Annotated in this window: 14 protein-coding genes; 5 read left to right on the top strand and 9 right to left on the bottom strand. The window is 32.0% G+C overall.

From position 1 onward, the window contains the following. The coding region (locus tag BKP37_RS19600; RefSeq protein WP_139193084.1) for a hypothetical protein at window positions 1-183 on the bottom strand (183 nt) is incomplete at its 3' end. Between the two features lie 225 nt (window positions 184-408). Here BKP37_RS19600 and BKP37_RS06980 point away from each other — a divergent pair. Then, a complete protein-coding gene (locus tag BKP37_RS06980; RefSeq protein ID WP_071308897.1) occupies window positions 409-657 on the top strand; it encodes a hypothetical protein in 249 nt (82 codons plus the stop codon). A 267-nt stretch (window positions 658-924) separates the two neighbouring features. Here the strand turns inward: BKP37_RS06980 and BKP37_RS06975 are convergent, their stop codons facing one another. Together BKP37_RS06975 and BKP37_RS06970 are read right to left on the bottom strand one after the other, a co-directional pair. Beyond that, a complete protein-coding gene (locus BKP37_RS06975; RefSeq protein ID WP_071308896.1) occupies window positions 925-2,427 on the bottom strand; it encodes a hypothetical protein in 1,503 nt (500 codons plus the stop codon). Window positions 2,428-2,444: 17 nt separating this feature from the next. Next, window positions 2,445-3,089 carry an IS607 family transposase gene (locus BKP37_RS06970; RefSeq protein ID WP_169823092.1) on the bottom strand — a complete coding sequence of 215 codons (645 nt, stop codon included), beginning with the start codon at window positions 3,087-3,089 and terminating at the stop codon, window positions 2,445-2,447. 214 nt (window positions 3,090-3,303) lie between these two features. On the opposite strand from BKP37_RS06970, the gene BKP37_RS06965 reads away from it, so the two are divergent. Beyond that, the gene (locus BKP37_RS06965) at window positions 3,304-3,756 is read left to right on the top strand and encodes a hypothetical protein (RefSeq protein ID WP_071308895.1); all 453 of its coding nucleotides are present in this window, start codon (window positions 3,304-3,306) and stop codon (window positions 3,754-3,756) included. 183 nt (window positions 3,757-3,939) lie between these two features. Then, window positions 3,940-4,149: a hypothetical protein gene (locus tag BKP37_RS19595; protein WP_139193083.1), complete on the top strand. Its 210-nt coding sequence runs from the start codon at window positions 3,940-3,942 to the stop codon at window positions 4,147-4,149. Window positions 4,150-5,248: 1,099 nt separating this feature from the next. Here BKP37_RS19595 and BKP37_RS06960 read toward each other — a convergent pair. Together BKP37_RS06960 and BKP37_RS06955 are read right to left on the bottom strand one after the other, a co-directional pair. Continuing rightward, the gene (locus tag BKP37_RS06960) at window positions 5,249-7,231 is read right to left on the bottom strand and encodes a hypothetical protein (protein WP_071308894.1); all 1,983 of its coding nucleotides are present in this window, start codon (window positions 7,229-7,231) and stop codon (window positions 5,249-5,251) included. Continuing rightward, window positions 7,215-9,341, bottom strand: a complete 2,127-nt coding sequence (locus BKP37_RS06955) for a sensor histidine kinase (protein WP_071308893.1) — start codon at window positions 9,339-9,341, stop codon at window positions 7,215-7,217. Before BKP37_RS06955 ends, BKP37_RS06960 begins: the two co-directional genes overlap by 17 nt. Window positions 9,342-9,488: 147 nt before the next feature. Here BKP37_RS06955 and BKP37_RS06950 point away from each other — a divergent pair, with 147 nt between their 5' ends. Continuing rightward, entirely contained in the window at window positions 9,489-10,253 is a 765-nt protein-coding gene (locus BKP37_RS06950; RefSeq protein WP_071308892.1) for a hypothetical protein, read from the top strand. A 96-nt stretch (window positions 10,254-10,349) separates the two neighbouring features. Here BKP37_RS06950 and BKP37_RS20665 read toward each other — a convergent pair whose 3' ends face one another. Both BKP37_RS20665 and BKP37_RS06945 read right to left on the bottom strand, forming a co-directional pair. Further along, complete coding sequence (locus BKP37_RS20665; protein WP_281243012.1) at window positions 10,350-10,478, bottom strand: hypothetical protein; 129 nt, start codon at window positions 10,476-10,478, stop codon at window positions 10,350-10,352. Between the two features lie 6 nt (window positions 10,479-10,484). Further along, on the bottom strand, window positions 10,485-10,991 hold the full coding sequence (locus BKP37_RS06945; RefSeq protein ID WP_071308891.1) for a hypothetical protein: 507 nt from the start codon (window positions 10,989-10,991) through the stop codon (window positions 10,485-10,487). Between the two features lie 1,732 nt (window positions 10,992-12,723). Here BKP37_RS06945 and BKP37_RS06940 point away from each other — a divergent pair. Then, the gene (locus BKP37_RS06940) at window positions 12,724-13,662 is read left to right on the top strand and encodes a hypothetical protein (protein WP_071308890.1); all 939 of its coding nucleotides are present in this window, start codon (window positions 12,724-12,726) and stop codon (window positions 13,660-13,662) included. 44 nt (window positions 13,663-13,706) lie between these two features. Here the strand turns inward: BKP37_RS06940 and BKP37_RS19935 are convergent, their stop codons facing one another. Both BKP37_RS19935 and BKP37_RS06935 read right to left on the bottom strand, forming a co-directional pair. Continuing rightward, window positions 13,707-13,868 carry a DUF5348 domain-containing protein gene (locus BKP37_RS19935; protein WP_169823091.1) on the bottom strand — a complete coding sequence of 54 codons (162 nt, stop codon included), beginning with the start codon at window positions 13,866-13,868 and terminating at the stop codon, window positions 13,707-13,709. Between the two features lie 75 nt (window positions 13,869-13,943). Next, on the bottom strand, window positions 13,944-14,140 hold a 197-nt coding region (locus BKP37_RS06935), incomplete at its 5' end, for an ATP-binding protein (RefSeq protein WP_139193082.1).

The raw sequence follows: 14,140 nt of genomic DNA, 5'->3' as shown, positions 1-14,140 counted from the left end.
CTTAAGTTCATTATATACAAAGGAAAAATCAATAAGTTCATTAATTTTTCGAAGCATGTTATCTTTGGGCACGATTATATCATATAGTGCCATATAAGGGCTTAAACTCATTGCTTGTTGATTTGGAATCATCGTTAACACCCACTTCTTATTTGTTAATAAAATAATTCGACAAAAAAGCACCCTTTCCTTCATAAAATAGAAGGAAAGGGTGCTTTTGAGTTTGAAAGGGACTTTTTCAGTGCCCTCTTTGACAGGAGTGGTCTTTTTCTTTTTAAATTGTTTTCAAAAACGGTAGTTTAAATCTGGTCATATAAAAAAAGTCCCTAACATAAGGTACTATTAGTGATTTTCGATATTTTCTAAGATACTCAAGTTTTAGTATTTTTACAAAAGGAGTTGGTTATTTTGTTTAAACATTTATCTCCTGCAAATAACTATTTACAACACTATCCAAGATATTTTCACTACCCTCATTATTACCCCTTTATGCGAAATTTTATTATTGATCAATGGTTTTTAGTTAAAACCTATTCTTTTTTCGATCATCGGTTGTCTGCTGAACATAGTAGCCCAAGATTCCTGCAGGATAAAGCATTAACAGAGAAATATTGGCATATTGGCATTCAACATCCGCCAGCTACTTCTAAACCATAAAATTTTATAACAAAGTATAAAATAATGTAGGTTTCTTGAAGTAAAGGGTGGAGGATGAGATATCAACTCTATCCCCTAACCCGACCCTCCGCTGGACTAGGATCTAGCATAACACTCATGTCTTTCGGTCTCCGAAGAGCACGCCATGAGGTTGGAGTTACCAAAGCTACTTACTCTCCCATTAAACAATCCTTCCTACGGAATTTTCACACTAACCGAAATTAATGGTCTAACAGAAGTAGTAAGCTTAAGGAATGGATATCCTAATTAAAACGGAAATTCAATACCTTCGGTATCTATATCCTTTATTTGAAAGCGAACAAACGAAATTACATCTGAAATAAAGTGATTTTTAGTTTTAATCTTCATTTTTTTCATTTCTTTTATGATGTCATCATGCCATTGTTTTGCTTTTTTCCAATGAGTGAAGAGCTTATAAACACGTTGTCCCTTTTTTACTTCCTTTGTAAAAAGGACTGACAACAGTTCTTTTGGAACATTTTCTTCAAACCCTAAACCTCGTCTCGCGATTACAAATGCAGCACTTTGATGAACAGAAAGCCCATAGGTTTTTTGATACTTCACCTTTCCGATAAAACTTGAATAGTATGGATCTACTTCTATTAAGGCGATATTTTCTTTAAAACAAGTAGAGATGATTGCATTTGTAATCGAACTGTATGAAAAGTTATTGGAAATGCGGTTAAAAGACTTATCAACGTTGTTTTGTAAGAACTTTAATGCTTCAATAGAGAGCGAATCAATATCAAATGTTTTTATCCATTGAATCATCTCTATGACGGTGTTTTGAACGATCCAATCACGTTTATTAGCTGAAACTGTATTTAAATCATGCATCCAAAAAACTTTTGAAACACGAAAATTACCGTTAGGATAAACGATAGTTATAGAAAGGTTATTCGGATTAATATCTAAACCAGCTATTCCTTTTTGGAATGAAGGAATTGTATTCAGTTTTTCGTCTAAAGTTAATTTAACTTCGTACTTTCCTTTACGGCGTAAAATGCGCACAGTATACGCTTGTTTTGTCGCAAGATAACTTGCAATTTTTACAACAAACTTGTTGGGGAAACGCACAAAAAAAGATAACCGATCTCCTTTTTTATCACTCAGTGGGTTTAGCATTTTAATCTCGAAAAGATTTTCAGTTATATAAAACAACTTTATATTTTCATTTCCACCTTTTGAAGCTTCTCCGCGAGAATAAATATTGTTTGAACGACTTTCGCGCCACTCTATTTTTGTGATTTTACCCTTGTTTAATAAACGCATTTTTTGCTTCGAACCATCAACTGCCTTCGGTACTGTGTCGTTATCAATATGGTGTTGATAGTAACGCACTTCTTTTTCTAAGCGCTCAATTTTTTGTTGTTTAAACAAAATAAGTTCATCTTTGTTTTTCTTCTTAGAACGAGATAATTGTTCGATTTTTTGTTTTAGCTTTTCAATCTTCCTATTGTATTGAGTAATATATAAAGGCAGCAATTCCTTTTGCGAAGAAATGCCGCCTTCGGCTTCAAGAAAGGCATCCCTCATATAACGCACATTATTCAAGAACAACGGCTTTGTTTTTTCAACCGTTTGTTTACGATCTGAACCTTCAAAAATACGTTCTCTTGAGTATCGTTTAGCAGATTGAAATCGTCTCATTAATTCATCTAAAATAAATGAATTAGTCTCAGTGATTTCAGAAACAACACCTGGATATGTTAGCATGACCGAAGGTTGTTTTTTGTTTTTTTTCGTCATATGAATATGCCTCCTCTCTAAATTGTTTCTTCTTTTTCTAGTCTATTAAGTTGATTTTTTACTTTTCTAGCACCCCGTTGACCATATAATCTTGCAGAAAAAGAAGTAATAACAGAAATCATATCTTCAACCATCTCTTGATTTAAATCTTTTTCGTCTTGTTCTTCTATACATTCGATGTTGGTTTTGTGCGATTTACAATAACGTTCAATATATTCATAACCAAATCGTGCGATTCGATCTTTATATTCTGCTAATACAACTTCTATATCTTCTTTACTAACTTTTTTCATTAAACGCTGTAACGCTCGTCTATTTTCGTTTATTCCACTCGCAACCTCTTCAAAAACTTCTAAAACATGATAATTATTTGCATTTGCATATTCTATTAAACGTTCAGTTTGGCGTTTCAAATTACCTGTCTCTTGTTGTTTTTTAGTTGATACACGAGAATATATCACGCATTTCTTCTTCGAAGAAGAACCAGCTTCACTTAACATGACTGAACCAGTTAAACGGTCTATATCTTCTTTGCGATAACGCCGATGACCACTATCTAGAAATATAGGAGAAATCAAACCTTTTTCTTCCCAACGAAGCAATGTAGGTCGCGTAATATTTAGTGTTTTCAAAACTTCTTTTTGCGTCAAAAAAATAGCCAAAGTTATCACCTCTAACTATTATTTGACATTCAAAACAAAAACCCCCTCTTTTTATTATACTATTTTATAAAAAAATATTATTTCTCACCAACTGTTATCACCACCTCCCTTTATCCTTATTCCACCGATAACTCCTGATTATGCCAGTGAAGATTTTGTAGCTGGCTCCCTAATAAATAGACCCGAGGGAGCCAGACTAAAAAGGCTATTTTCTATGGGAGAAAACTATGAAGGTGAATTTGGAGCAGGAACACATATTGTAAAAATCTATTACATGAATCTTGACACTCTAGGCCCTACTGCAGTTGGTAAATGCTATCAAATTAATAATCATATTCATATAGTTGTTTCAAACTGGTTAGGCATTAATATTTTAGCCCATGAATTTGGGCATGCTTTCTATTATTCGAACCCATATCTAAATGGAAATGATCCTATTAGTAGAGCACCTCATAATACCGATCCTAATAACCTCATGTATCCTTCTTCGGAATTGAAAAAGGAGAAGAACATTGAACAAGCACAGAGAGAAGCAGTTCAGAACAGTTACCTTGTAAATGCTACGGTTGCAGCTCAACTTCAATATTATATGTTTCCAAATCGAAGTATAGATATTGATATTGGTGAAAATGGAAAGTTAAAATGTGAAGCCTCAAGAATTATGTAAGTAAATAAAAACCTTAACAATATAAAAGAATTCTCTATTCATAGTCATTTGATTTACCACAAATTCAAACCTGTTTTCCAACTTAAATAAACTTTTATTGTAATGTCTCATTGTCTTGTCCGGATTGTAAATTAAAAATTAACCTCTTTTTGATGATGCACTAATTAATTTGTATTAAAATTTATGGACTTTACTACATTACATCCTTATTTTTTGCATTATTTAATAATTATTGCTGCGTATACTGGGATGGACGTGGGTATTTTAGGAGATGTTATGCAAGAGGTTGTCCTAGTTTTGGACCAAATAACAGTGTTATCTGGCAGGCTTGGAAAGTTTCAGATTGTACCCAATGTAGGTAAATTCTTAAAATTTAAAAAAGCAAATAAATAATACAATCCCCTATTAACAAAATTGAAGGGGATTGTTGTATTTTATAGGGCTTTTCGTATTAATAAAAAATGGATAATATACCCTTTTAAATATTTCGTAGTCAGAATTTAGTCACGAATAATTAGATACAGTGACTTTTTTATGCAGCGGAAACAGATCAAACGTTTCGAGATTTTGCAAGAGGATGGCTTTCTATCTACAGTGAATCAAAAGATGTAAAACCAGGTACGATTCGAGTCAGACTGCATGAAATCGGAAAATTGTTACCCTACTTTGCTCAGTTATAATTAAAAGATATCACAAGAAAGATGTATCAGGATGCTTTAAATGAATTAAAGGATCAAGGGTATTGTGATAGAACTAGAGAGGGAAACACCCGAACAGGAAGAATGATTTTCTGAAAGGCACTAGAGTTGAGCAAATCAAAAAGGATCCTACTGAGTTTGCTTATGTAAAGAAGAATAAGAAAACCAATGAACAACTTGAGGAAGAGGAAGTTCCTAAGTACCCTGAAAAAGAAGAGCTTGCCCTGTTTTTAAAAACAGCTAAGGATCACGATTTGGAGCATGATTACTTGATGTATTGTAACCCAAGAAATGAAAAAAGAAGCTTCCCAAAAGTTTACTCAACTTTTGAGAAGCCTCCACTAATTTATGTTAGCAAAATGTTAGCATTTCACCAACAAACCCAGTCATACCAAGGGTTTAAGGGGCAGATTACATCATGCCGCCCATAGTGTTCAAAGGTGTAACATCTTTTACATCATAAGCAGAAAGCGCGTAAAATCAAGGTTTTCTGCTTATGAAACTGTAACATCTTTTACGTAATATCACTATTATTCATAGCATTACGTGTACATTTTGTGAGCATATATTAACCGGTTCACACTAAATTAATACATTATTGGTTGTTAGGGACCACTATCCCCCTAACACCCTTACTCATAAAACCTATTCATTTCTTGTCGAATATTGTTTTTAAGGTGTAAATTGATATTAATACAGTAAAATCAATTGAGAGGTAATGGTGCTTCTCTAGATTCTTTTCTATGTATTACAATCACTTTTAAAAAAATGTTTATTAGAAGTTATATTGACAATTATTTCTGACCAACCATTTCAGTACCAATGAACTCATGGCGGCATATTACATCTACGGTCTTTTTCTTCTTATTACTTCTAATCTCAATACCATATTGTTTAAAAGCCCCAGCCGTCTCTTCATCTACTATTAGCATTCTCTTTTCCTTGAGTTGTTCCCTAAGAACTAGGCTCTTTCTATGATTGGTTTGAATTTCAGTTATAATACCATCCATTATTTCTTGCTTAATTTTAAACCCTTCTTCTTGAATTGTTCCCAAGAAATGATTGACATCTATTAAGACACACTTATCCTTTTCACTATATAAGAATTTTAAATTAGTTTCTCTTGAATTTAATCTAGTTTCAAGAGGTGAGAATTTTATTTCTTCACTAGATATATCTAATGATAGAGGGACGCGAGTTTCAAGCTCGTTTTTTTGTTTCAGAATTGATGAAGTATGCAAATAGTCTAATCTTGCAACTCTTGAAACATTAAAGGCTATGTTATCGTGATTTTTTCTAAATGAATATGCAATGTTATGCGACCATGTGGTGTGTTCTCCATCGCCAAATCCTTTTAGTTCATTTGATTTCTCTTCTATCAAGTTTGTTAAATATTTACAATAAAACCCACCCCACGTAAACTCTCTAAATATACTTTGGTTTATCATAAACTGAGAATTACCATTATCTACATCTAATGATGTAAAATCTAGTATCCATGAGGGAATAAGAATGTTCTTTCTTACATCAAATATTACTTCTTCTTTTCCTAATCTAAGTGGTATACAGCTTTTCCCAGTCATTTCAGAAACTTCTAGTATAATTGATGCCACTTCAGCATTTCTTTGAATATTACCCTTAACCTCTCTTACCATTAAGTCACAGGATTGCGATACAAGAATTCCTCTAATTAACTTATCCTGTATTTTCATTTCAAAAATATCCCCAAAATCTATTGGTGCATTTCTTTTATTAACGTTTTCATCCAAAAGCTCTATTCTTCTTAAATCTCTAAGATGATTGTCCGTTTCATAATCCCAGATTTCACATGACCATCCTTGGATATTCGATAATTTTTCATGAATTTCTTGCATTTGAGGTACACTATCCATAATTAAATTTTTAACCAATGCCAAGCTTAATTCTACTAGATACGTAGTTTCTGAGACTCCTTCTATTTCTAGCTTTTCAGTTATTAACGCTTTCATAGTTTTACTATTAGTTAGTAAAAGCTTACTGATGGCATCATTAACGCCTTTATCTAATAAACTTTTCGTAGAATATAAGGAATCAAACATTAACTTTCCAGACTCGAGTTCTAAAAGTGTCTCATATATAGCAGCATTAAAAGCTCCCTTACTTTGAACAACATCTTTATTAATATAGTTTAATAGTGCCTTAAACTCGAGAATATTGTTACTACTATACTTTCTAAATAAATCTTGCCTACTTTCAGAATCTGTCATTCTATAAGGTACTTTTTCATAAGTGAATTCTGTATGAGAACTCATAAAAACAATATATTTTGATTCATCACCATTAAGTTTATCCTTTATGATATCAAGAGCTGTAAACTCTTCCTTAGAGTAATCATAATCCATTATTATCAAATCAAAATCCTTAAAATCTTTTTCATCAGGACTTGATGCGGTCTCAATAATATCCGCTCCAAAATAATCAACTAACCTTTCTTCTATTTGCTTGGCAGGACCTTTTAGTAAACCTAAATCGTACTTTTCTAAAGCATTAAATACGAATCTTCTTTCATCATCTTCTTCATATAAAAATTCTATATCCTCTTGTTCAAATAGCTTCTCTATCTTTTCAGCACCTAATTCTTTTTCTAATTTTGCTATTAACTCTTGATTTCCTTTTTGTTTAGTTAAACATAATGGCAACATCATCATTTTGTCGTCATCACTTAACTCTAATTGATCATCAATAAAGAGTATTTTTGAAACATTCAAATTTTCTAACAACTTATTTACTGGAATCATCTGTATTCCCTCCTATAACAACTTCTGAGAAATCCAATTTAAAACAGTATAATCTTTCTCTTGAATTCTTCAGATCAAGCAAATTTAACTTAATCTTATGATAAGCCGCAATTTCTCTACATATAAATAAACCCAATCCTTTACCATCCTTTTTTCTTGAGAAAAAGGGTTCGAATATAGATTCGGCATCTAATACCGAAATTCCGGGTCCATTGTCATAAAAAATAACATTGCCATCCTGCTGAATCTTAATCTCAATAAGTCCTTTTTCTGTTTCATCAGATGTGCCTAAAGAATTTATCCAATATAAAGAATTAATTAATAAATTATCAAAAAGTTGAATTAGCAACCCCTTATTAACCTTTATATCCAAATGATTTACATCAGAGGTTATCTTTATATCAATGGGAAAATTGTTATAGTTGTTTATTAAAGATTTTGAAGTGTGTACAATTTGTTCAATCTCCTTAACGAGATTAACTTTCGACTTAGCCCTCCTCAAAGTTGATGCCTGCTCATCTATTTGGGATACCATTGTTTTCAAGGACTTTATATTCAATTCTAAAATTTCAATGTTACTTCTAAAATCTATAGGTAGTTCTCTTTTTAAGTTATTTAAATTAGAGAGTATTTTCTGCATGAAATTATGAATTTCATGTGCAATTTGCATTGAAGTCATCCCAACACTTGATGTCTCTAACAAAGCCTTCTCCCGTCTGTTCAATTCTTTTATACCCTTATGAATCAGTTTAGACTCCCTAGTAATCAATTGAATGTCCTTTTCATTAATTTCCTTACTTTGAGAAATTTTCATTATAGCCTTTTCTATAGTATTAGCTGAATTTTTAGCAGTTGCAGTAATATCATGCGAAGTCTCTTTGGGTTCATTCCTTTCAACAATATCTAGTAGCTTATTAAATATACTTTTTACAATTAAGTTGAAATTATCATAGGATTTGTTTTTTACTAACCCTTCTCGATTAGTTTGATCAACTAAGTAAGGAGATTTATTAGAGTTTAGGGCAATAAAACCAGTAGTCTGTTCTCCTATAATACTCGCTTTTCCCTTCCTATATTTTTCTTTGTTTAGTTCCAACCAATCGTCTCCCGGATCACCATATGGAAAGATTCTAAAGCCATCCCTGAAAATCATAGGACCACCAGTATATCTATCTAGAATTTCTCTAATAACCCTAATACTTTCATAGCCATTAATTTCTTTTAGCCTTCTTCTATTAAAAATATAAAAATGGAACTTAAACTCTCCAACATAACCTTCTCCTAAAGGTTCTTTATCCCCCATTTTAGAATCTAGAACGATATTATCCTGTCCTTGGTCAACTACTTCTCCATTTCTTCGAACAATAAATTGGTATGATAGTTGACCGGGAATGTATTTTCCTTTTATTTCGTGATGAGCTTGATTTAATAAATCGTTCTCTGACTGACCTAATTTAATGAAACTCCTATTATTAAAACGGTCAATAAACCAAACTTTTATTACAAATTTCCTTGGTAGTTCGCTAAAAGGATTAATATATTTTGCAGCTGTATCGGATATAAAATCCTCCACTTTTTTCTTATTCCATTCTTCACCAACAAACTCTTTAATATCACTTATTTCTATTCTTGTATAAGAACCTTCTTTATCCTTATCTGTTCCGTATAACTTGTTTTCAACTTCATCAAGATAATAGTTGCTCTTATAACCAAAATTTGACCAGTCTACTTCAAGGTTCCACTTTTCAATAGAGTTTCTAGTGGTTGTCTCTAAAAGTAGATAGTTTCCTAGCTTCATTGTGGAGAATCGTCCTAATCCTTTTTCACCTAGCGGAATTTCATCTTCATCATTCTGTAAATCTCCTTTATTATGTAGCCTATTATTTGTACCTACTACAAGCCAATGATTCTCGATAGTTTCCTCATCCATGCCGTGACCTTCATCATAAATAACAATTTTCTTTTTATATTGGTCTATTGTAATTTCTACAAATTCAGATTTTGCGTCATATGAATTTTTTACTAACTCCAACAAAGCAACCTTGGTACTACTAATTAATCGTTCACCTAAATGCGATATTATTCTTGCCATAGGCCTAAATTGGGCCATATTCATTCCTCCTAATTAATAATTTTCTTAGTATTAATTATCATACCCACAATCTACGTTTATTTACTATTATGACTTCAATATAATTCCAAAACAAGTTAATATGTAATAGATTAACTATCATTTTAATTAATCGGAGGTTAGTACATGAAAGAATATTTAACTATAAAAGAACATGCTTGGAAACTCTGTTTAGTTTTAGAGGCTATATATATGGCTGAGGAAGATGATAGATGGTTACATATTAAGGATTGGTTACATATGGCTTCGGGGGTCATAGAGACTAAAGTTGATACTCAATACTTTGATGAAAGCACTTTATTTTGCGGTCCTGCAAGAGACTATGAAACAAATAAAAGTAAACTATGGTCGGTTTTTTGTAATGAATTTACTATCTTTAATTTCATCTGGGGAAGTCTAGAATCTTTAATAGAAAATATAACTGGTGCTGAACAGACTGAGTCTAAACCATATGCTGGTATAAAATATTTAAGAGAAAACTATAAAACAAAACCAATTGATAAGTATGAATGTGTCTATAATTGCTTAACGACAACCTTGGAGGATTCGAGTTACCAGCTTAACAAACAATATTTTAAATATGGTAAATTTATAAAGCCTGAGTCGGGGTTACATTTAGTATCAAAGATTAGGAATTCCTTTGCACACGGTTCAATATCGTTACCTGATCCTCATGATTGGTCAAAAAGGATAAAAAAAGATATACTAATTATTTCAGTCAGTTCTAGAACAGTGTTACTTACTATGCAAATGCTCCTTATTACTCACTTGTCTAAAATGAAAATTAAGCCGAACTACCTATATATGTTTGATGTGTCAGACCCTAATAATAACTTAAACTTAAAAACATTATTAAGTGTAATCCACCTTCCTGATTACAGTAATATTTAATTTTAATTAACAAAATAGCAGTTTTAATTTTATGGAGCTGCTATTTGTTAATTAGTTTTTATACTTCATCTATTTCTTTCTTTACTTTACTTTCAGTTACAACTCTTTATCCTTTGTTCGTTCTTGCCAATATAATAGCTGTCCAAGTAAAGTTGATTGAATACTATTATTGGCCACGAGAAACAGTTCCTCGCGAACTACTACTACTTTATTTCTTACTCTCATCTTCTCCTACTCCTTTTCACTTTTTGATACACTTTCTTCTTTATCACCTACCAGCGTTTCAATATATGGCTCATACTTTGTTACAAACTCATATATCGCAAGCGAGTGGAGAAGGTTTTTATTTAATCTTGCTTTTGAGCATAATCGGCTAAACCTTTCATCAATTTCTCTATCAGTTTTATAGGCGCGAGATAGAAATTCACTTTGAGGCATTCTCATAATTGCAGCAAACAAATCTAACTTCCCTTCCGCATTTGTTTTAATGCCTACTACTCTATTACTGTTTATATTGCTTTTGTGCCTAAGAAGCCTTCCCTTTTTAGTTATATCCAAATCTACTGGCTCATCCTCCGGATTTCCTAAATAGCTCCATTGCCCAGACTCATCATTTCCATAGCCAAAATCATGCAATCTATTTATAATTGTCCCTGACGAAAATCCTAAACTCTCACTAAATTCTCGAAGATTAAGTTTTTCTGTATTTACCTTTTTAATTAACTCATTCGGTCTCAATGTTATACCTCCCTCGTTTTTTTCTAGTTATTTACCGAATCTGAAATAGTTTACCTTCTGTTCAACATGGTTTTAAGACATATGACTAAAATTTTTTTATTTATCTCTTTTGAATACTTTTGTAAACCTAAAAAATGTTGTAGATACTTAATGTTTGTTTTGGAAATTTATTGGCTCCATTAAGTTAATAAAAATATACAATCTGAGTTTAATTGCAATGAAAAGTAAACTAGAACTGATATAGACTCGCCTCTTTATAGCATGAGCTGCAAATTCTAAGAAGATTCAAGTGCCTGCTTTGCATAAAAAAACCTAATCTTTTCAAAACCTACACTTTATTTCTAAAACACATGTATTTGATAATTGAATTTTAAGCCACTTCTAACTTTGTGTATTGGGTTGATAGCCACCAGAGGAATGATTTTGCTCGAAAGGCAACAAGCCTATCATTCCTCTCACTCTATATAAAGACGATGTTCTAACTGTAAATGGAGTGGCTCACGTATTCACCGTTCATGAGCGAGGTGGCTCAATGTTATGTGAGAGAAAACACTAACACATCTATCTAAATTAATTTAGTATCTAACTTTAGAACCTTTATTGGTATCTATTAATGGTTCTATTTAAATCCTTTATATAGCATGCTTTCTAAGCTGACTTTTATTAAATCGTAAGATCATAACTAATGAAAGTGTTAAATATAGTAACTATAAATGGTATCTATTATTAGACACCATAAGTTAGAATATATTGTCGTTGTTCCTCTAATTATTAGATTCATTAATAATAGTTAGTACCGAAGCTTTTATTTTATGAGTAAGTATATGCGATCGTCTAATCTAGATGCTCATAATAAGACTGAAAGGGGACAAGAAAAATGTGTCACACTTAAACTAACTACCGAGGTAGTCAATCTACAAACTAGAAAACCCTTTAAACCAATGTTTTTAGGCACTTTATGAGCTTACCAAATCCGACTAATTAACTTTAAAAAACCATTTTTAACTCTATTTTAAATTGGATATAATGATAGTTAAAAAAGATTACGTTTATAGGGAAAAGAAGTAGAATCATTTCATAAAATTACATTAAACTATAGACATAGAAAAAAATGAAATGGGAATTTTATACCCCACTGCTCTATTACCTACTTATTCAAAAAAAGCTAGTCGATACTGTATTAATTCGAACATATTCGTACTTTATATTCTAAATTTCATTATCCTTCATTAGTAATGAAATTCTTCTCAGCCGTAAATAAACACTTTGAGAACAGTGGTTTTGAATACGGACGAATTAGTTATAGAGACTCAACTAATCAAAAATCAGTACTTACATTAGTGAATTAAACGATTTGGCTCTTCCACCTTCTAAGCGGAATTAACGATTCACTAGCCTAATTAACAAAGTTGGTGTGTTAAAGACTATTATCACTGGCTGAAGTTCAATACAGTACGAATAAAATATTGATTATAGACTTGTACTTAGAAATGGTAGCTGTTTGAGGAATTGTCCCTTAGCTACTTTTTTATTTTCAACGAAAACATCTTTCTAAATCTAACACATATAGAAATGTTATTTACAATACCGCAGCTCGTGCTAGAAAGGTAAACATTAAATTATGCGAAAAAGAAGGCGCAACAAATCGTATATTTTAAATAATGAGTGACTTTACTTTTAGAATTTCAATATTATCCCAATACTCTTAATATTAAATTTAGGAGGTGTTATTTTGGGTAGTGTAAAGGATACAGATTCGTTTGTTAAAGCGTTGAGTCAACGTTCGGGTGATGAATATACAGTTCTAGGAACTTATACAAGATCTAAGGATCCAATTTCAGTTAAACATAACCCCTGTGGAAATATAAGAGATGATGTAAGTCCAGATACTTATTTAAGAGGAAATGGCGGGAAGGGATACAAATGTAATCATTGTAGTGGGAAGTGGAAAAGAACAACAACTGACTTCATTAAAGAAGTTGAAGAGTTATACGGGAAAGATTATACCGTCTTGGGTGAATACGTTAATAGACATACAGATATATTGATTAAGCACAATAAATGTGGAGGTCGTCCTTTTCCTGTTAGGCCAAAGCACTTTTTGGATAGACGAAGTTGTGGTGAAGAATATTGCGTTAAGTGTTCAGGGAAACAAAAGAAGAATACTGAACACTTCAAACAAGAAGTTTACAAATTGGTCGGAGACGAGTATCAAGTTAAATCTGAGTACGTAAATGCAAGAATTTCTTTAACGTTATTTCATAAGAAATGTGGTGAACAATATCCCTGTACACCCGATAATTTTCTAAGAGGAAAAAGATGTCCATTTTGTAGAGAATCTAAAGGGGAGAAGAAAATTGCTGAATTTTTAAAACGGCATAAAATTAATTTCATACAACAATATCGAAATCCAGAATGTCGTAATATAAAACCTTTACCTTTTGATTTTGCAATTCTTGATAAAAGAGACAATCCAATTTTTTTTATTGAATTTGATGGTGAGCAACATTTTAAACCTTCAGAGTACTATGGAGGGCTAGGCGCCTTTCAGAAACTGAAGCAGAATGACAAAATCAAGAATATGTTTGCTTTAGAAAATGGAATATTCTTGATTAGAATACCTTACTTCAAAATGGAAAGTGTGGATGATATCCTTAGTGGCTATATCTGATTTTTTCACTGTTCCAAATAAAAGGGAAGCTGTCAAGTGCTTCCCTAAGATTCTTTCAAATCAACTTGATACGTTTTCATTTTTCTTGAGAAAAACTTTACTTCATTTCTGCCAGCAAGGATATACCAATCTCCTCCAATTTTCAAGCGGCCGGGAAGAGTCCGACCATATCCTAGGTGAAGATCAAAGCAGTCTCCACACCGCATCTTATTCTATATCTCGTATATGGGTGTGACCGTCAAGTAGAAATGAACACTTTTCGCTGATTTATTTTGAACATTTCATCCCTTAAAAATGGAAGTTCGGTGTTTCATTCGATAACTATCATCGGTGAACTGGATTATTTCGGCACGATGAATAATTCTATCCAATATTGCAGTTGTAATTGCCGGATCACCGAGAAGTTCTCCCCATTCACTTGGGCCCTTATTTGAAGTCAAAATGATAGAGGAGGAATTATATAAATCGTTAATTAAAT

This window comes from Anaerobacillus alkalilacustris (genome assembly GCF_001866005.1).
Classification (GTDB): Bacteria; Bacillota; Bacilli; order Bacillales; family Anaerobacillaceae; genus Anaerobacillus; species Anaerobacillus alkalilacustris.
The sequence above is the reverse complement of the archived record's forward strand: the minus strand, read 5'-3'. Positions and strand labels throughout refer to the sequence as shown.

What these genes read in the sequence shown, in the direction of transcription:
- BKP37_RS06955 (WP_071308893.1), bottom strand. Translation starts at nt 9,341, where the DNA reads ATGGCCCAATTTAGGCCTATGGCAAGAATAATATCGCATTTAGGTGAA.
- BKP37_RS06960 (WP_071308894.1), bottom strand. Translation starts at nt 7,231, where the DNA reads ATGATTCCAGTAAATAAGTTGTTAGAAAATTTGAATGTTTCAAAAATA.
- BKP37_RS19935 (WP_169823091.1), bottom strand. Translation starts at nt 13,868, where the DNA reads ATGCGGTGTGGAGACTGCTTTGATCTTCACCTAGGATATGGTCGGACT.
- BKP37_RS06965 (WP_071308895.1), top strand. Translation starts at nt 3,304, where the DNA reads ATGGGAGAAAACTATGAAGGTGAATTTGGAGCAGGAACACATATTGTA.
- BKP37_RS06950 (WP_071308892.1), top strand. Translation starts at nt 9,489, where the DNA reads ATGAAAGAATATTTAACTATAAAAGAACATGCTTGGAAACTCTGTTTA.
- BKP37_RS20665 (WP_281243012.1), bottom strand. Translation starts at nt 10,478, where the DNA reads ATGAGAGTAAGAAATAAAGTAGTAGTAGTTCGCGAGGAACTGTTTCTC.
- BKP37_RS06975 (WP_071308896.1), bottom strand. Translation starts at nt 2,427, where the DNA reads ATGACGAAAAAAAACAAAAAACAACCTTCGGTCATGCTAACATATCCA.
- BKP37_RS19595 (WP_139193083.1), top strand. Translation starts at nt 3,940, where the DNA reads ATGGACTTTACTACATTACATCCTTATTTTTTGCATTATTTAATAATT.